This is a genomic window from Gandjariella thermophila, assembly GCF_005405885.1.
Lineage (GTDB): Bacteria > Actinomycetota > Actinomycetes > Mycobacteriales > Pseudonocardiaceae > Gandjariella > Gandjariella thermophila.
In genome coordinates, this window is the sequence record NZ_BJFL01000022.1 from 39,025 (window position 1) to 57,398 (window position 18,374).

General features: G+C 73.0%; 13 protein-coding genes. 8 read left to right on the forward strand and 5 right to left on the reverse strand.

The features are described from left to right. The first annotated feature begins 129 nt into the window (after positions 1-129). The 4 genes from FFT21_RS19060 (at position 130) to FFT21_RS19075 (ending at position 5,523) form a co-directional block, all read left to right on the forward strand. On the forward strand, positions 130-2,094 hold the full coding sequence (locus FFT21_RS19060) for a S53 family peptidase (RefSeq protein ID WP_137815267.1): 1,965 nt from the start codon (positions 130-132) through the stop codon (positions 2,092-2,094). Positions 2,095-2,202: 108 nt separating this feature from the next. Beyond that, positions 2,203-3,867 carry a S53 family peptidase gene (locus FFT21_RS19065; RefSeq protein ID WP_137815268.1) on the forward strand — a complete coding sequence of 555 codons (1,665 nt, stop codon included), beginning with the start codon at positions 2,203-2,205 and terminating at the stop codon, positions 3,865-3,867. A 236-nt stretch (positions 3,868-4,103) separates the two neighbouring features. Next, positions 4,104-4,469 carry a hypothetical protein gene (locus tag FFT21_RS19070; protein ID WP_137815269.1) on the forward strand — a complete coding sequence of 122 codons (366 nt, stop codon included), beginning with the start codon at positions 4,104-4,106 and terminating at the stop codon, positions 4,467-4,469. A gap of 97 nt (positions 4,470-4,566) precedes the next feature. Beyond that, entirely contained in the window at positions 4,567-5,523 is a 957-nt protein-coding gene (locus FFT21_RS19075; protein ID WP_137815317.1) for a VWA domain-containing protein, read from the forward strand. A gap of 163 nt (positions 5,524-5,686) precedes the next feature. Here FFT21_RS19075 and FFT21_RS19080 read toward each other — a convergent pair whose 3' ends face one another. Continuing rightward, complete coding sequence (locus FFT21_RS19080) at positions 5,687-7,369, reverse strand: potassium channel protein (protein WP_137815270.1); 1,683 nt, start codon at positions 7,367-7,369, stop codon at positions 5,687-5,689. 814 nt (positions 7,370-8,183) lie between these two features. Then, a complete protein-coding gene (locus tag FFT21_RS19085; RefSeq protein WP_137815271.1) occupies positions 8,184-8,954 on the reverse strand; it encodes a crotonase/enoyl-CoA hydratase family protein in 771 nt (256 codons plus the stop codon). Between the two features lie 340 nt (positions 8,955-9,294). Here FFT21_RS19085 and FFT21_RS19090 point away from each other — a divergent pair, with 340 nt between their 5' ends. After that, a complete protein-coding gene (locus FFT21_RS19090; RefSeq protein WP_225978555.1) occupies positions 9,295-10,152 on the forward strand; it encodes a hypothetical protein in 858 nt (285 codons plus the stop codon). Positions 10,153-10,156: 4 nt separating this feature from the next. Here the strand turns inward: FFT21_RS19090 and FFT21_RS19095 are convergent, their stop codons facing one another. Further along, positions 10,157-11,788 carry an acyl-CoA dehydrogenase family protein gene (locus FFT21_RS19095; protein WP_137815272.1) on the reverse strand — a complete coding sequence of 544 codons (1,632 nt, stop codon included), beginning with the start codon at positions 11,786-11,788 and terminating at the stop codon, positions 10,157-10,159. 2 nt (positions 11,789-11,790) lie between these two features. Continuing rightward, positions 11,791-12,420 (reverse strand): TetR/AcrR family transcriptional regulator, encoded by a 630-nt coding sequence (locus FFT21_RS19100; protein WP_137815273.1) that lies wholly within the window; start codon positions 12,418-12,420, stop codon positions 11,791-11,793. Positions 12,421-12,554: 134 nt separating this feature from the next. Here FFT21_RS19100 and FFT21_RS19105 point away from each other — a divergent pair, with 134 nt between their 5' ends. Both FFT21_RS19105 and FFT21_RS19110 read left to right on the forward strand, forming a co-directional pair. Next, positions 12,555-13,955 carry an FAD-binding oxidoreductase gene (locus tag FFT21_RS19105; protein ID WP_371856829.1) on the forward strand — a complete coding sequence of 467 codons (1,401 nt, stop codon included), beginning with the start codon at positions 12,555-12,557 and terminating at the stop codon, positions 13,953-13,955. 56 nt (positions 13,956-14,011) lie between these two features. Then, positions 14,012-15,256, forward strand: coding sequence for an SAM-dependent methyltransferase (locus tag FFT21_RS19110; protein WP_137815274.1), 1,245 nt, complete (start codon positions 14,012-14,014; stop codon positions 15,254-15,256). Between the two features lie 186 nt (positions 15,257-15,442). Here FFT21_RS19110 and FFT21_RS19115 read toward each other — a convergent pair whose 3' ends face one another. Further along, a complete protein-coding gene (locus FFT21_RS19115; protein WP_137815275.1) occupies positions 15,443-16,765 on the reverse strand; it encodes an acyltransferase family protein in 1,323 nt (440 codons plus the stop codon). Between the two features lie 254 nt (positions 16,766-17,019). On the opposite strand from FFT21_RS19115, the gene FFT21_RS19120 reads away from it, so the two are divergent. After that, positions 17,020-18,372: a dihydrolipoyl dehydrogenase family protein gene (locus tag FFT21_RS19120; protein ID WP_137815276.1), complete on the forward strand. Its 1,353-nt coding sequence runs from the start codon at positions 17,020-17,022 to the stop codon at positions 18,370-18,372. Positions 18,373-18,374: the final 2 nt, after the last annotated feature.

Here is an 18,374-nt window from a genome sequence, read left to right on the forward strand (position 1 = left end):
TGCGCGGCTGATCGTCGTTAATCTCTCCCGCTAGTTGCCGGCGGCGGTGTCGGCGTGCTCGTCCCCGTGGCGGCGCGAGTTTGTAGGAAGGGGTCAGCCGTGCGAAGAGTGCCAGCGGTGTTACTGGCTATGGCCGTGGTCGGAGGTGTGGCCAGCGCGGTTCCCGCCGCGGCGGCCGACGACGGCCGCGCCACGATTCCAGCGTCCCATCCGCTCTGGGCCGCCCCCCATGCGCGGGTATCCGACGCCCCGGCCCAGCAGCAGATGACCTTCCGGGTCTACCTCAACCTGCGCGACCCGCAGGGTGCCGAGCAGGCGGCTCGCGCGGTGTCCGACCCGTCCAGCCCGTCGTACCGGCAGTACCTGAGCGCCGACCAGGTGCGCGCCCGGTTCGCCCCGGCACAGTCCTCGGTGGACGCGGTGCGCAACTGGCTGTCCTCGGCCGGTTTCCGCGTCGGCGAGGTGCCCGCGAACAACCAGTACGTCGAGGCGACCGGCAGCGTGGCGCAGGCCCAGCAGGCCTTCGCGGTGAACCTGGGCGAGTACGCCGTGCAGGGGCTGCGGCTGCGCGGCACCGACCGGGACCTCACCGTGCCGCGCTCGCTGTCCTCGCTGGTGGCCAGCGTGGTCGGGGTGGACCAGTCGCAGGAGCTGATGCGGCCGGGCCTGGTGGGCGGCTCTGACGAGGCGGCGAACGGGCGCTTCCGGCCGCACGCCGCGCCGGGCACCGTGGCCCCACCGGCCGGCTTCCGCAACGCCCGGCCGTGCTCGGCCTACTGGGGTGAGCAACTCGACACCACCGACCCGGCCTACGGCGGCGGCTTCCCGGCGCCGCTGCCCTATGCGCCGTGCGGGTACAAGCCGGGCCAGTTGCGCGCCGCGTACGGCGTGGACGACCTGGTGCGGCGCGGCGTGGACGGCCGGGGCACCACCGTGGCGATCATCGACGCGTTCGCCTCGCCCACCATCTACGAGGACGCCAGCGAGTACGCCAAGCGCAACGACCCGGCGTACCCGCTGCGCCAGTCGCAGTTCAGGCAGCTCGTCTTCCCGACGACGCCGGGCTCCGAGGGCCCGGACCAGTGCGACGCCGCCGGGTGGTACGGCGAGGAGTCGCTGGACGTGGAGGCGGTGCACGCGATGGCGCCCGCCGCCAACATCCTCTACGTGGGCGGCTCGGACTGCCAGGATCTCTCCCTGGACAAAGCGCTGAACACGGTGGTCGCCGGCCACCTGGCGCAGATCGTGTCCAATTCCTACGGCGACACCGGCGAGGACCTGCCGGCCGCCGAGGTGAAGGCGTTCGAGTCGATCGCCATCCAGGCCGCGCTCCAGGGCATCGGCCTGTACTTCTCCTCCGGGGACAACGGTGACGAGGTGGCCCGGCTGGGCAAGCCGGAGACCGACTTCGCCGCGTCCAGCCCGTGGGTGACCGCGGTCGGCGGCACCAGCCTCGGTATCGGCAAGAACGGTCGCAAGGTGCTGGAGACCGGCTGGGAGACCGGTAAGAGCACGCTGACGGGCGGAGCGTGGAACCCGGCTGCCCCGGGCGCCTACCTCTACGGCTCGGGCGGCGGCACGAGCACCCTGTTCGATGAGCCGTTCTACCAGCGCGGCGTGGTGCCCGACGCGCTGGCCGCGCAGAACCAGAAGGGCAAGAACCAGCGCGGCCGCGTGGTGCCGGACATCTCCATGCTCGGCGACCCGAACACCGGCATGCTCATCGGGCTGACCCAGACCTTCCCGGAGGGCGCGCACTACGACGAGTACCGCATCGGCGGGACCAGCCTCGCGTGCCCACTGCTCGCCGGGGAGATGGCGCTGGCCGACCAGTACGCCGGCCGGGCGCACGGGTTCATCAACCCGGCGCTGTACATGTACCTGTCGCGCACCGGCGCGATCAGCGACGTGACCCACGTGCAGTCGGGTGACGTCCGGGTCGACTACGTCAACGGGCTGGACCCGAGCGCCGGGTACGTGCGGTCGGTGCGCAGCTTCGACTTCACCGGCCTGACGATCCACACTGCGCCCGGCTACGACAACGTCACCGGGCTCGGCACCCCGAACGGGGCAGCCTTCGTCCTGCGGATCTGACCGGGACGGGTACGACGACCGCGGCCCCGTCACCCGATCGCGGGTGACGGGGCCGCTTCTACCTGTTCGGACCTGTGCGCGCTGCGCCAACGGGGCCAAACTCGCTGCATGTCCGATTCAGCCGCGCTTGTCCTTCTTCCGGGCAGCGAACGAGCAGCGATTCCCGGCGCCGTACCCGCCGGCGCCGTCGACCCCGCCGAGCGGATCGAGTTGACCCTCGTGCTGCGCCGGCGGGCGGATCTTCCCGACGAGTTCGTCACCGGTCCGGCCACGCTGACCAGCGCCGAACTGGCCGCCGGCTACGGCGCCGCGGACAGCGACGTCGATTTGGTGCGTTCCGTGCTGGCGGAGCGCGGGGTGGAGGTCGTGTCGGTGCGGCCCGGCGCCGGGTCCGTGGCGGTGGCCGGCCCGGCCGAGGCGGTCTGTGCCGCGTTCGGCACCACGCTCAGCCGGGTGGCGAGCACCGTCCCCGGCGGCCGCGTGGAACACCGGCACCGCGAGGGGCGGCTGTCCGTCCCGGCCGAGCTGGACGGCGTGGTCACCGCCGTGCTCGGCCTGGACGACCGGCCGCAGGCCCGCAGCTACCTTCGCCGCGCCGCCGAGCCGGCCGCGCGCCGCTCCTACACCCCTCCGCAGCTGGGCTCGGTGTACCGGTTCCCCGCCGACACCGACGGCACCGGGCAGGTGATCGCGATCCTGGAACTGGGCGGCGGGTACACCGAGGACGACCTGTCCGGGTACTTCCGCTCGCTGGGCGTGCCGGCGCCCAGGGTCACCGCCGTCGGTGTGGACGGCGGCGCCAACCAGCCCGGCCAGCAGCCGGACGCGGACACCGAGGTGCTGCTGGACATCGAGGTGGCCGGGGCGCTCGCCCCGGGCGCGGACATCGTCGTCTACTTCGCGCCGAACACCGACCGCGGCTTCCTCGACGCGCTGAACGCCGCCGTCCATGCCACCCCGACACCGACCGCGGTCAGCATCAGCTGGGGGCTATCCGAGGACTCGTGGACCGCGCAGGCCCGCACCGCGATGGACCGGGCCATGGCCGACGCCGCCGCGCTCGGCGTCACCGTGTGCGTGGCCGCCGGTGACTGGGGCAGCGCCGACGGCCAGCAGGACGGCGAGCCGCACGTGGACTTCCCCGCGGCCAGCCCGAACGCGCTGGCCTGCGGCGGCACCACGCTGAACGCCGACCCGGAGACCGGCGCCGTGCACTCCGAGGTGGTGTGGAGCAGCCCGGACGGCTCGGCCACCGGGGGCGGCGTGTCCCGGGTGTTCCCGCTGCCCTCCTGGCAGTCCGGAGTGGACGTGCCCGAACGGCCGGGCGGCGGCACCGGGAGGGGCGTGCCCGACCTCGCCGCGGTCGCCGACCCTGCCACCGGCTACCAGGTGCTGGTCGATGGCAGGCCCACCGTGGTCGGCGGGACCAGTGCGGTCGCCCCGCTGGTCGCCGCGCTCACCTGCCGGCTGGCGCAGCGCCTGGGCCACCGGCTCGGCCTGCTGCAACCGGCGCTGTACGGGAGGGCACGCGCCGGTCACGCCACCCCCGGTTTCCGGGACATCCGCTCCGGCAGCAACGGCGCGTACTCGGCGCGAGCCGGCTGGGACCCGTGCACCGGCCTGGGCGCCGCGCTCGGCGAGGACCTGCTCGACCGGTTGCGCGGCGGCGCGGTGCACGGGCGCGGGTCCACCGGCCACGGCACGCGTGGGAACGACCCCGGAGACGAGGCCGGGCCGGAGCCGACGCCACCGGCCACCCCCGCGGTGTCCTGACCCGGGCCGTTCGCCCGCGGCGGCTCCCGTGAGCGTCATTGCCGAACCGGCCCAGCGACCACGGCCTGCGAGAGCCATTCATTCGGTACGCCCAGCGACCACGGCCTGCGAGGCCCGGGCGAGCGGCCGGTGTGGACCGCGCGGGGTCGCTGAATGACGCGAACTTCTGAAGAAGACACAGGCCGGCGGAGTACGGTGAACCGATGTGATCTAGCTCACGAATTAGGGGGTTAACCGTGCTCGGTCGACGACGCCGGCACCCGCCACCGCGGGTGAAGTGGCTGGTGGACGCCCTGTACCAGCAGTTGGTCGCCGGCGGCATCCAGGGCTACGGCGAGGCGCTGCTGCACGAGTACGGCCAGCCCGGAGAGGTGATCACGCACCTCGGCCTGGGCAACGGGATGGTCAGCCTGATCACCTGGCCGGCGCGGGCCGGTGAGCCGGAGCGGCTCACCCACCTGGTCTACGGCGGGTGCACGCCCACCGAGGTGCGGGCCGACCTGTTAGCCCGAGGCCTCGGCGGGCTGGCCGTGGTCGAGGTGCACCCACCGGACGCCGACCTGGAAGAGGACGAGGAGGACGAGGCCGCGTACGACGACTGAGCGGCCGCGAGCGGTCACCCGGGGCCACCGGCCACGGGTGACCGTTCCGTCGGCTGGCTTCACGGCGGTCGAATGTGCTCCGAGGTTGACTGGACGGGTGCTCATCGACGGCTTCGCGAGCCCCGCGTGGTTCGTACTGCTCGCCGCGGTCGCCGCGGTCGTCGTCGGCTACCTGCTGGTCCAGCGGCGGCGGAAGCGCCACGTGCTGCGGTTCGCCAACCTGGAACTCCTGGACCGGGTGGCACCGGCCCGGCCGGGCTGGCCGAGACACGTGCCGGCCGCGCTGTTCGTGGTGTCCTTCGTGCTGCTCACCGTCGGCCTCGCCGGGCCGACCGCGGAGGCGAAGATCCCGCGCAACCGGGCCACCGTCATGCTCACCGTGGACGTCTCGCTGTCCATGGTGTCCACCGACATCCAGCCGAGCCGGATCAAGGCGGCGCAGGCGTCCGCGAAGTCCTTCGTGGAACACATGACACCCGGCATCAACCTGGGCCTGGAGACCTTCGGCGGTGCGGCGACCATCGACGTCTCGCCCACCACCGACCGGCACCCGGTGATGGCCGCGATCGACGCGATGAAGCTCCAGCCGTCCACCGCCACCGGGGACGCCATCGCCGCGGCGCTGCAGGCCATCCAGAGCTTCGGCAACGTCATCCCCGGCGGCCCGCCGCCCGCGGTGATCGTGCTGATGAGCGACGGCAAGCAGACCGTGGGGCGGGACGAGTTCGAGATGGCCCAGGAGGCCGCCCGGCAGAAGATCCCAATCAACACCATCTCGTTCGGCACCGAGGACGGCACCATCGAGCTGGACGGCAAGGAGGTGCCGGTGCCGGTGGACGACGACTCGCTGCACAAGCTGGCCGACATCTCCGGTGGCCAGTTCTTCAAGGCCGACACCAGCGAGAAGCTCCAGCAGATCTACGACAACCTGGGCGAGCAGATCGGTTACGAGACCACCGAAAGGGATGTCAGCAAACCGTTCTTCGCGCTCGGATCGCTGGTCGCGATCAGCGCCGCCGGTGCCGCCCTGCTGATCTCCCAGCGCCTGCCCTGACGCGCCGGGCGAAGCCCCCGCGAGCGCGGGCGCGGGGCGACCCGAACGGAAACCGGCGTGCGACGTCACCTCCGAGCCCCGGCAGCGCGATCGCGGCGCGCGTCCCGGGGAGAAGCACTGCGCTGCCTCAACGGCTGACCCGGGCGGCGCGGCCGGCTGCCCGCTACGCCACCGCGGTCGGGTCCTTCGGCGCCGACGCGCTCCCGGCGAGCAGCCGCGCCAGGCCGGCTCGGCTGGCCACCACCAGCACCCGGTCGTCCGGCGCCAGGGTGTGCTCCGCGTCCGGCTCCCAGTTCATCGCCTGCTCGCCGGCGGGTCGCAGGGCGAGCACCTGGGCGTCGCGCCGCCGCCGAAGCTCGACCAGCCGCCGCCCGCTCAGCGGGGACTCCGCGGTCACCGGCGCCTCGGCGATCAGCAGCACCCGGCGCCCCACCGCGATCGTGCCGACCACCTGGCGCTCCAGCAGGGCGGCGACGAACGCCGGAGCGGCCAGGTAGGACACGCTGCGGGACACCTCGATCCCGAACGCGCCCTCCACCCGCCTGGCCAGGTCGGTGTCGAACAGCCGCAGCACCACGCGCACGTCCTTGCGGGTCTCCCTGGCGTGCAGCACCGCCCGCAGGTTGGTGACGTCGTCACTGGTCACGGCGACCAGTGCGCGGGCGGTGTCCAGCCAGGCGGAGCGCAGCGTCTCCTCCCGGTTGGCGTCGCCGAAGATCACGGTGGCACCGAGCCGGCGGGCCAGGGACACCCCCTGGGCGTTCTCGTGGCGCTCGATACACACCACCGGCACGCCGAGGTCCCGCAGTTGGCCCACCACCCGGTAGCCCACGTTGCCCAGGCCGACCACGACGATGTGGCCGCGCAGCGGTCGCCGCACCGGCCCGGTGGACAGCCGGGCGCGGACCACCCCGTCCACCACCGCGGCGGTGATCAACGGGATCGCCGAGATGCCCACCAGGGTCACCATCACCTGGGTCACCTTGTTGAGCCTGGTCAGCCCAGGGTCGGGCTGTGCGGCACCGGCCGCGTCCAGCAGCGTGTTGTAGATCGCCTCGCCCCACGAGTAGCCGCCGAACGCGGTGAACAGCACGGTGCCCAGCGCGAGGACCCCGACCATGAACAGCAGCGCGAAGACGATCTTGCGGTCGAGCACCGCGCGCAGCGCGGCCAGCACCGCCGCCGGTCGCGGCAGACCACGGCGGCGGGTCAGCGGATCGCGCTGGGAACGGTTCGCGACGGCCAGCACGAGGTCCGGCTCGCCCTCCCCGGGCGGAAGCAGTCGCAGCGACCCGGACTGCGGGTCGGGCGAGCCGATCCCGCACAGCACGTGGCTGGGCGGCGTCTCGCGGCGCGGGTAGACGCAGAGCGTGCGCCCGGCCACCCGGATGTGGTTGGGGGTCAGCTCGCCGAGCGCCGCGGCGACGAACCAGGGCGCCGCCATGTCCGCGTCGGAGAGCACCGCGCAGTCGTCGAACAGCGGGCGGATCTGGTTGCCCAGCCGGGTGTTGAACATCCGAAGGACCAACCGGATGCCCGGCTTGATCTCGTGTGCCCGCAGCGCGGCGTGGATGTTGCCGACGTCGTCCTGGGCGACCAGGGCGAGCGCGCGGGCGCGGTCCAGCTTCGCGCTGATGAACGCCTCGCCGGTCAGCTCCGCCGACTCGATCACCCGCACGTTGGGCAACGCGGCGATCTGCGGGCCGTGGTTGCGCCTCCTGCTGGGCAAGATGACCACCACGTCCTCGCCGACCTGGGACAGCTCCTCGGCGAGCCGGTGCGCCAGCGGACTGTCCCCGCACACCACGAAGTGCGGCTGCGTGCTCCTGCGCATCGGGTTGGGCACGGCCGGATGGTAGATCGACTGGGTGACCCCTCGTCGCGGTTCGCGCGATTTCGTGCGTCGGGTCAGCGGGGCGTGCGCAGATATCCAGCCCCCGACCGAGCCCCGGGATCATCTCGACACTCGCGTTCACCATGGCCTCGAAATCGTCGAGTGCGGCGCACACGTTCCGCTTGGCCTGCTCCTCCGCCTCCGGCGGGAGATCCTGTCCGGAGATCAGCAGCGCGCATTCCGCCTGGACCTGGCCGGCGATGCTGCGCCCATCGCGTGCCGCGTTCCTGGCCAGCGAGTTCAGGCCATCGGCGATCCGGTTTGCCTCCTTGGCCTGGTTCCCGCTCCGGTTCGTGGCCTGCTCGCAGGACCAGGAGAGCTTCCCGCAACGGGCTCGGAAGCGTTCCCCGGCCTGGCCCTTCCAGCCGCGCATGGCCTTCTGCGCGGCGTCGACGTCCTGCCGTGCGCTGGTCAGGAGTTCGGCGGCGTTTCTTATCTGCTGCCCGTATGCCTCGACCTGGTCGGGCGCACAGTCCAGCCGGTAGAGCTGGACCACGGGATCGATCGTGGACCCGGCCAACGGGCCGGCCAGGGCCAGGTTCTGCACCTCATCGGACTCCGCGGCCATGAGGAGATCGCGCGAAGCGGCTGTCCTCTGCCATGGCCATCCCCCTCGCGGAGAGCCCAGGCGGGCCCGAGCATGACGTGGTGACGCGCGGCGGCGGGGCAACCGGGTAGGCGCCCGTCAGCCGGCCGCGTCGCGCACCGAACGCTAGCGCATGATCTTCCGCCGTTTCGGCGATTCCGGCAGTTCCGGCCACTGGATTCATCCGGTTCCCGGGAACTCGCCGTGCCGCCCGGCGCCCGCGGCGAACCGCGCCGCCCCGGCGGCGGCGTCCGCGCTCAGCGACTCCATGCCCAGCCGCAGTTCCTCGGCCATGGCGGTGGCCTCGTCCACGCCCTCCTGCGCGAGCAGCGAGCGCCGGTCGTTACGCAGGCAGGTCTGCGGGAACGCGGCGATCTCCGCGGCGAGCGCCTCCGCCTCCGCCCGCGCCCTGCCGGCCGGCACGACCCGGTTGACCAGACCCATCCGCAACGCCTCCGCGGCGCCCACGCCTCGGCCGGTGAGCACCATGTCCATCGCCCGGCTGGTGCCGATCAACCGGGGCAGCCGTACCGTGCCGCCGTCGATCAGCGGGACTCCCCAGCGGCGGCAGAACACCCCGAGCACCGCGTCCTCCTCGGCCACCCGCAGGTCGCACCACAGCGCCAGTTCCAGGCCGCCGGCGACGGCGTACCCGGCGATCGCCGCGATCACCGGCTTGCCCAGCCGCATGCGGGTCGGCCCCATCGGCCCGTCGCCGTCCGGCTGCACCCGGTTGCCGCGCGGGGTGCCCACCGCCTTGAGGTCCGCGCCCGCGCAGAACGAGCCGCCCTCGCCGTAGAGGACCGCGACCCGGGCCGCGTCGTCGGCGTCGAACTCGCGGAACGCGTCGGCCAGCGCCCGCGCGGTCGGCCCGTCCACCGCGTTGCGCGCCTGCGGCCGGGACAGCACCACGGTGGTCACCGCTCCGTTGCGGTCGACGCGCACGGTCATCGCGGTTCCCGCCCTGAGTTCGCGCGCCCGCGATCCCACCGGCCCGGCGCCTCCCCCATGCGCGTCGCGCCCTGCCGACCGGCGATGCGGGCCGAACGGCGCCGCCGCAGGACGCGAACCCCTCCGGAAGCACAGTGCGCACCGTGGTCGTTTCGGGTGCCGTGGCTCCGCAATGTCATCGTGGCGTCCTCCATTCGTGTAGTCAGGATCACCCCACTGAGCAGGGCTTTTCGGCCGACTGGCGCTATAGGGTCGCGCTGGTCGCGCCTTACGCTCCTGGCAATTTGCTGTTCGTCTTTTGCGCATCGTCGGGATGGGGCGCGGGTGGTGCGGGGGGAACATGGGCCGCGAGGGGGGACCGACCGGCACCGGGGCCGGCGTCCGGCGCCGCTGGTCGCTGCTCGGCCTGGTCGCCATGATCACCGTGCTGGCATTACCCGCCCGGCCGGCGACCGCCGCGCCGCACCGCAGCCCTGCGGACTGCGCCGCCCGCCTGGACTGCGGGGTGGCCGACCTGGACGTGATGAGCATGCCCGAGCGGCTGGACTTCCTCCGCAGGCTGCAGCGCGGGCCCGCGTCCGACCTGGTACCCGGGTTCGACCGGTGGCGCAACATCGAGGGCGTGCTGGAGTTCTTCGCCAGCGACCACGTCGGCCGACCCGGAAGCTGGGTGTCCATTGTGGACGCTGCCATCCTGGAGGGCGCGGAGCGCGGCACCGCCATCGCGCTGGGCGTGACCGGCGACACCTTCGGCAATCCGGGCGCGCCGCTGTGGGCGTCGTACCTGACCCAACTCCGGGCGGGTGCGCTGGCCCAGCGGGCGGTGCACGACGCCGCGTGGAGCCGGGCCGAGCAGGCGTCCACCGAGCACGGGCTGGCGGTGGCCGCCGCGCTCGGCGTCCGGCCCTCCGTGGTGGACCGGCGCTTCTTCCTGATCTCGCAGGTGTACCGGTGGACGCTGCGCAACGAGCGCGGGGTGCTGGTGGCGGCCTCCGCGCCGGCCGCGGGCGGGTTGCCCCCGGCGGCCCGGGCCTCGTGGCTGGCCTGGTTCACCGACGTGCGCGCGACCGAGCCGACCCGGGACGGCTCCGCGCTGGCGTACCGGATCGCCAACCTGGACCCCTTCGGTGCCGCGGTGAGCGCCGTCGACCTGCTGGCCGCCTCGCTGCCCGCGCTGTTCCACGACTTCGTCTCCTGACCTGCTAACTCTTGGGCCGGGCGCGTTCCACGATCGCGGCGACGTCCAGGCCGGTGGGCAGGGTGCCGAACGCGTTGCCCCAGTCCCCGGCGAGCCGGGAGGCGCAGAACGCGTCGGCGACCGCCGGATGCCCGTGCCGGACCAGCAGCGCGCCCTGCAACACCAGCGCCATCCGCTCCACCAGCCGCCGGGCCCGCGTCTCGAGGTCGGCCAGGTCGCCCAGTTCGGTGCGCAGGTCGTGGACGGCCTCGGCGAGCCGGGGATCGCCGCCGGCCGACTCGTCCAGTTCGGCGAGGAACGCCTCCACCGAGTCCGGCTGCCTGGCCATGGCGCGCAACGCGTCCAGCGCCGCCACGTTGCCGGAACCCTCCCAGATGGACGAAAGCGGCGACTCGCGGAACAGCCGCGGCATGCCGGACTCCTCGATGTACCCGTTGCCGCCCAGGCATTCCAGCGCCTCGGCGGCGTGCGCCGGGCCGCGCTTGCACACCCAGTACTTGGTCACCGCGAGCGCCAGCCGGCGGAACGCGGCCTCCCGCTCGTCCCCGGCCGCGGCCCGGTCGGTGGCGGCGGCCAGCCGCAGCGCCACCGTGGTCGCCGCCTCCGACTCCACCGCCAGGTCGGCAAGCACGTTGCGCATCAGCGGCTGCTCGACCAGGTAGCGGCCGAACGCCCTACGGTGGGCCGCGTGATGGCTGGCCTGGGCGACGCCGAGCCGCATGCCGGCCGCGGTGCCCAGCACGCAGTCCAGCCGGGTCATGTTGACCATCTCGATGATGGTGCGCACGCCCGCGCCCTCGTCGCCGACCCGCCAGGCCACGGCGTCCTCGTACTCCAGCTCGGCCGACGCGTTGGACCGGTTGCCCAGCTTGTCCTTCAACCGCTGCAGGAACAACCGGTTCCGGCTGCCGTCGGGCAGCACCCGGGGGACCAGGAAGCAGGTCAACCCGCCGGGTGCCTGGGCCAGGGTGAGGAAGGCGTCAGACATCGGCGCGGAGGTGAACCACTTGTGTCCGGTGAGCAGGTACCCGTCCGCGCCGTCGGGCACCGCCCGGGTGGCATTCGCCCGCACGTCCGAGCCGCCCTGCTTCTCGGTCATGGACATGCCGAAGATCAGGCCTTGCTTGCTCTCCGGCGGCCGCAGCCCGAAGTCGTACTCGCGGGCGGCGAGCAGCGGCTCGAACCGCCCGGCCAGTTCGGCGTTGTGCCGCAGCGCGGGCACCGCGGCGTAGGTCATCGAGATCGGGCAGCCGTGCCCGGCCTCGACCTGGCTCCACACCAGGAATTTCGCCGCCCGAGCCAGGTGCGCGCCCGGCCGGTCGTCCCGCCACGGCGCGGCATGCAGCCCGTGCGCCACCGCCACGCGCATCAGCTCGTGCCAGTACGGGTGGAACTCCACCTCGTCGACGCGGTGGCCGTAGCGGTCGTGGGTGTGCAGCACCGGTGGGTTGGCGTTGGCCACCCGGCCCCACTCCTGGGCCTGCTCGGTACCCGCCAGCAGGCCCAGCTCGCGCACCTCGGGCACGGCCCGGTCGGCACCGTGCGCGGCCAGCGCGGCAAGCAGCGCCGGGTCGTCCGACACGTCGTGCCCGACCAGCGGCGGAACCTGGTTGGTGACCTCGTGCGTGGGCGGCACTGTTACCTCTCCTTCCCCGACAGGGACGCGTGGTGGTCTGTCACTCCCGCGGCTCGCAGCAGGAAGTTGACGATCGAAGGGAGGGTGGCGTCGTCGGCCCGGCCGTCGGCAAGCGGCACGACCAGTGCCCCGCCGATCGCTCCGACCAGGCCAGCGGCGGTGACCTGGAGATCCTGCTCGGGTAGCTCGCCGGCGCGGACGCCGTCCGCCAGCACCCTGGCGATGATCTCCCGGTAGGCCCGGTTGAGTGCCAGCCGCTCGGCGTCCACCGCCGGGTCGGCCGGTTCGGCGAGCAGCGCGAACGCCAGCCGCGGCGCACGCAGCGCCCGCCCGGCGAAGGTGGTGATCATGGCGGTCAGCCGCTGGCGCGCGCTGCCCGGCGTGGCCGCCGCCCTGGCCACCAGGTCCACCTCGTGGTTGGCCGCCCGCCGGAACACCTCCGCGACCAGGGTCGCCTTGCCCGGAAAGTGGGTGTAGACGGTGCCGGTGGCCACCTCCGCGCGCGCCGCCACGGCCGCGACCGTGCACGCCGCGTAGCCCTGCTCGCCCACGATGGCCAGCGCCGCGGACAGGATGCGCTCCCGCGAGGCGTCGAGCCGGGCCTGGACCCCGGCGGTACGGCGGTAGGGCACGCCAGTAGTGAAGCATGTTCACCCTGGCACGCAAGGCCGTCCGGTCTCCCGCCGGCCGAACCTCTGGACCAGCACGGTGACGTTCGACCGACTGACCGTGTTCGGGCTGCCGAAACGGTGGCCACGGTAATAAGTTGACCTGTGTGGACTCAAGCGGCCGGGGCACGGTAGTCGACCAGCACCTCGAAGCGCACCGCGCGGCGGTGGCCGCGTTGCGGGAACAGTACGCCGCGCTGCCACCCGGGTCACCGATCCGGTTGGCCAAGAAGACGTCCAACCTCTTCCGGTTCCGCGAACCCGCCGGCGGTGGTCTGGACGTGCGCCGGTTCAACCGGGTACTCAGCGTCGACCCGGAGGCCCGCACCGCCGATGTGCAGGGCATGACCACCTACGAGGACCTGGCCGACGCCACCCTCGCACACGGGCTGATGCCGCTGGTCGTGCCGCAGCTGAAGACCATCACCATCGGCGGCGCGGTGGCTGGGCTCGGCATCGAGTCCTCGTCGTTCCGCAACGGCCTGCCGCACGAGTCGGTGCGGGAGTTGGAGGTGCTCACCCCGGACGGCCGGGTGGTGGTGGCGCGGCCGGATGGCGAGCACGCCACGCTGTTCCGCGCCTTCCCGAACTCCTACGGCACCCTCGGCTACGCGCTGCGGGTGTCCATCGAACTGGAGCCGGTGCGCCCCTACGTGCGGCTCCGCCACGTGCGGTTCACCGACGCGGAGCAGTGCGCGGCGACCATCGCCGAGGTGTGCGCCGCGCGGGAGTTCCGCGGCGAGCCGGTGGACTTCGTGGACGGCACGGTGTTCGAGCGCGGCGAGCTGTACCTGACGCTGGGCAGCTTCGCCGACCGCGCGCCCGGGGTCAGCGACTACACCGGCAGGGACATCTACTACCGGTCCATCCGGCGCAAGGAGATCGACCATCTCGCCGTGCGGGACTACCTGTGGCGGTGGGACACCGACTGGTTCTGGTGCTCGGCCGCGCTCGGCGCGCAGCACCCGGTGCTGCGCCGGCTGTGGCCGAAGCGCTACCTGCGTTCCGACGTCTACCGCCGGCTGGTCGCGCTGGACCGCCGGTACGGGCTGTCCACCCGCATCGACGCGCTGGCCCGCCGGCCGGCGCGCGAGCCGGTGATCCAGGACGTCGAGGTGCCGGTAGGCCGGCTCGCCGAGTTCCTCGACTTCTTTCACTCCGACATCGGGATCAGCCCGGTGTGGTTGTGCCCGCTCAAGCTGAGGAACCCCCAGGCGTGGCCGCTGTACCCGCTGGACCCGGACGAGCTGTACGTGAACGTCGGATTCTGGGCGACGGTGCCGCTCGGGCCCGGCCAGCCCGAAGACACGCACAACCGGTTGATCGAGCGCACGGTGACCGAGTTGGGCGGGCACAAGTCGCTGTACTCGACCGCCCACTACCCGGAGGACGAGTTCTGGCGGCTCTACAACGGAACCGCGTACCGCGCCGTGAAGAGCGAGTACGACCCGGACGGCCGGCTGCCCGACCTCTACCAGAAATGCGTACGGGCCCAGTAGATCCACGCGCCCTGCCGGCGTGACGGCGGCGCGGACCGGGAGAAAGGGAGACGCGTATGGGGTTGGCGAATGTCTTCGAACGCGCGGTCGGGGGCAACGCGCCGGTGGAGTTCCGTGCCTACGACGGCAGCCGCGCCGGGCGCGCCGGCGCGGACGTGCGGGTCGAGGTGCGTTCCCCGCTCGCGGTGTCCTACCTCGCCACCGCGCCCGGCGCGCTGGGCCTGGCCAGGGCGTACGTCACCGGCAACATCGAGGTTGTCGGGGACATGTATGCCGCGCTGAAGCAGCTCTCCGAGCTGACCCTGAACGACGTGCCCTGGCGTGAGCGCCTCGGCGTGCTGCGCGAGATCGGCGCCGGCCCGCTGCTGCGCCGGCCGCCGCGCCCGCCGCAGGAGGCCCGGCTGCGCGGGCTGCGCCACTCCAGGGCCCGCGACCAGCAGGCCATCTCGCACCACTACGACGTGTCGAACAGGTTCTACGAGTGGGTGCTGGGCCCGTCCATGGCCTACACCTGCGCGGTGTTCCCGAGCGAGGACGCCACCCTGGAGCAGGCCCAGTTCACCAAGCACGACCTGGTGGCCCGCAAGCTGGCGCTGCGGCCGGGTATGCGGCTGCTGGACGTCGGCTGCGGCTGGGGTGGCATGGTGATGCACGCGGCCAAGCACTACGGCGTGAAGGCGCTCGGCGTGACCCTGTCCCGGGCGCAGGCCGAGTGGGCGCAGAAGGCCATCGCCGAGGCCGGGCTGAGCGAGCTGGCCGAGGTGCGGCACCTGGACTACCGGGACGTCGCCGGCGGCGAGTTCGACGCGGTCAGCTCGATCGGCCTGACCGAGCACATCGGCAAGGCCAAGCAGCCGGCGTACTTCCGGTCGCTGTACGACAAGCTCAAGCCGGGCGGGCGGCTGCTCAACCACTGCATCACCCGGCCGCGCACCGAGCGGGCCCGCGCCAGCGGGTTCATCAACCGGTACGTGTTCCCGGACGGTGAGCTGGTCGCGCCGGGGCACCTGGTCACGCTCATCCACGACACCGGGTTCGAGGTGCGCCACGAGGAGAACCTGCGCGAGCACTACGCGCTGACCCTGGCCGGCTGGTGCGACAACCTGGACAAGCACTGGGCTGACGCGGTGGCCGAGGTCGGCGAGGGGCGGGCCCGGGTGTGGCGGCTGTACATGGCCGCGTCCCGGCTCGGCTTCGAGCTGAACAACATCCAGCTACACCAGATCCTGGCGGTCAAGCTGGACGGCGCCCGCTCCGGCATGCCGCTGCGTCCGGACTGGGAGCCGCCGGCCCACGCCTGACAGCCTGTTCCGGAACTGGCCTGACCTGCGATGCTGATTTCGGGGACGCGCCGGGGCGAAGCCCCTGCGATCGTGGGGGCGGGGCGAGCCACCAGGACGAACAGGGGCGTGCCTTGTCACCCGCGAGCCCCGGCGACACGATCGCGGTGCGCGTTCAGGAACAGGCACTGAGTACGCCGCCGGCGGTCAACTCCGGGGCGCGAGCACCCAGTCGTGCCCGACCGTGCCGATCGCGTCGGTCGCGCCGATGGCCTCGACCGGCCGGCCGTGCTCGTCGACCAGGCCGATCAGGTCGTCCAGCGGCGCCACCTCGGGCACCGCGGGCGGTCCGGTGAACAGCAGCCACCGGGTGGAAAGCCACCCCCGGGCGGTCCGGGCGTGCCGTGGGAACTCGCGGACCAGCCAGCGGTGGGTCGGCCGTTCCACGAACCGGGTCAGCAGCCAGCCGGCGCCGACGGTCATGCCGATGATCGCGGCCAGCCGCCACCACGGACCGAGGCCGATGGCATGCATGCCGAGCGCGAGTTCGTACCCGAGTTGCTGGTTGGCCAGGTACATGCCGAACGAGATGCTGGCCAGCCAGGACATCGGCCGGGCGAGGTGGCGGGCTGGACCGCGCCACTCCGGGCCGGCGGCCAGCAGCACCAGCACCAGCATCACCCCGAGCGCCTTGGTGGAGTGCAGGTCGCCGTCCTGGATGTACTCGGCGAGCAGGCCGCAGCTGAACACCAGGGCCAGGTGCCCGAAGCTGATCCGTCCCCGGGTCCACAGCCACAGCGCCACGCCCATGCCGAACAGCTGCCACCGGTACAGGCCCAGGCCCAGGTAGACGTGGCTGAGCCAACCCGGGTGGTCCACCCAGGCACGCACCACCAGCGGTCCGACGATCAGGCCCCACGCCAGCACCGGCCCCGACCACCTGCGGTGCATCCCGGACCAGCGGACCAGCAGCGCGGCCACGGTGAACGAGAACAGCTGGATGGGCAGCGTCCAGTAGGAGTTGTCCACGTAGCGGACGCCGTCCACCCAGCCCTGCAGCAGAAACAGGTTGGCCAGCAGGTCCTTGCCGGAGGGCAGGGTGATCGGGCTGCCGAGCAGGGTGCCCAGCCAGGTGATCCCGTAGGTGACCAGCACGGCGACCAGGTAGGTGGGCAGCAGCCGGGCCACCCGGTTCCACCACCAGGCCCGGGGGCGGCCGCGGCGCACCGTGACGCACACGAAGAACGCCGAGATCAGCAGCATCGTGTTCGCGCCGATCAGCGGGTCCCACACCACCGGCATCGGGCCGAGCTGGGGGAAGCCCCTCGGCGCGGCGGTGGTGGCGTGCTCCAGCACCACGCTGAAGATGGCCAGCACCCGCACGACGTCCCAGCCCACCCGCCGCCCGGTCCGGCCCGCGCCGCTGCCGGTGGACGCGCCGGCGCTGGCGGCGGTCGTGGTGCCGGTCTCGGGCCCGGTGCCGAACGGGACGGTGGACGCGGTGGTCAACGCGGTGGTCGAGCTGCTCACATCCGCCCTCACGTGATCTCTGCGCTACGAGGCGCCCCCGACGTTAGAGATCCTTCCTGTGTCCTTCCTGAACCTCCCCCTCCGTTTCCTGGGAGTTACCTGGACGTGGCCCCGGGCCGAACGGGCGGTGTGGGCAAACGCACGGCCCCGGCGGGGCGCCCGGCCGGTTGCGCTTGCGGGTCCCGCGGGCACGGAACAGGGTGGAGTCGGGCGGTGCCGAGATGGTCCCGGCGGAGACCAAAGGGGGGTACATGATGGCCGAGCGGGTCGACGTCGTCGTGGTCGGCATGGGTCCCGGCGGCGAGGCGGTCGCCGGGCAGCTCGCCGAGGCGGGGCTCTCCGTGGTAGCCGCGGAGTCCGGGCTGGTCGGCGGGGAGTGCCCGTACTACGGCTGCATCCCGAGCAAGATGATGATCCGCGCCGCGGACCTGCTCGCCGAGGCGCGGCGGGTGCCCGGCATGGCCGGCTCCGCCGAGGTGCGCCCGGCGTTCGCCCCGGTCGCGGAGCGGCTCCGCGAGGCCACCGACGACTGGAACGACGAGGTCGCGGTGCGGCGCTTCGAGGGGCAGGGCGGCCGGCTGGTGCGCGGCCGGGCGCGGATCGTGGGCGAGCGCACCGTGCGGGTCGGCGATCAGGAGTTCACCGCCGAGCGGGCGCTGGTGCTCAACCCGGGCACCGAGCCGGCGCTGCCGTCCATTCCCGGCCTGGCCGACACTCCCTACTGGACCAACCGGGAGGCGTTGCGGACCACCGAGGCGCCGGCGTCGCTCTGCGTGGTCGGCGGCGGAACCGTCGGCCTGGAGCTGGGCCAGGCGTTCGCCCGGTTCGGCACCCAGGTCACCGTGGTGGAGGCGGCCGACCGGCTGCTGCCCGCGGAGGAACCGAGGGCCAGCGAGCTGATCGCCGAGGTGCTCCGCGGCGAGGGCATCGACGTGCGCACCGGCGCCAAGGTGACCGAGGTCAGCCACGACGGTTCCGGCTTCGCGGTCCGGGTGGACGACGAGACGGTCACCGCGCAGCGGCTGCTGATCTCCGTCGGCCGCAAGGCGCCGCTGCACGAACTGGGTGTGGACGCGATCGGCCTCGACCCGGACGCGCGGTTCTTCGACCCCGACGACCACCTGCGGGTCGCGCCCGGCGTGTGGGCGATCGGCGACGCCACCGGCAAGGGCGCGTTCACGCACGTCTCGATGTACCAGGCGGGCATCGTGGTGCGGGACGTGCTGGGCCGGCCCGGCCCGGGCGCGGAGTACCACGCGGTGCCCCGGGTCACCTTCACCGACCCCGAAATCGGCGCCGTCGGGCGGACCGAGGCGCAGGCTAGGGAGCGCGGCATCCGGGTGCGCATCGGCTACACCAACCTGGCCAGCTCCGCCCGGGGCTGGATCCACGGGCCGGGCAACGCCGGCTTCGTGAAGCTGGTCGAGGACGCGGACACCGGGGTGCTGGTCGGCGCCACCTCGGTCGGTCCGTGGGGCGGCGAGGTGCTGTCCGCGCTGGCCGTCGCGGTGCACGCCCGGGTGCCCACCGAGCGGCTGCGGCACATGATCTACGCGTACCCGACCTTCCACCGGGCGATCGAGGACGCCCTGAGCAAGCTGGCCTGACC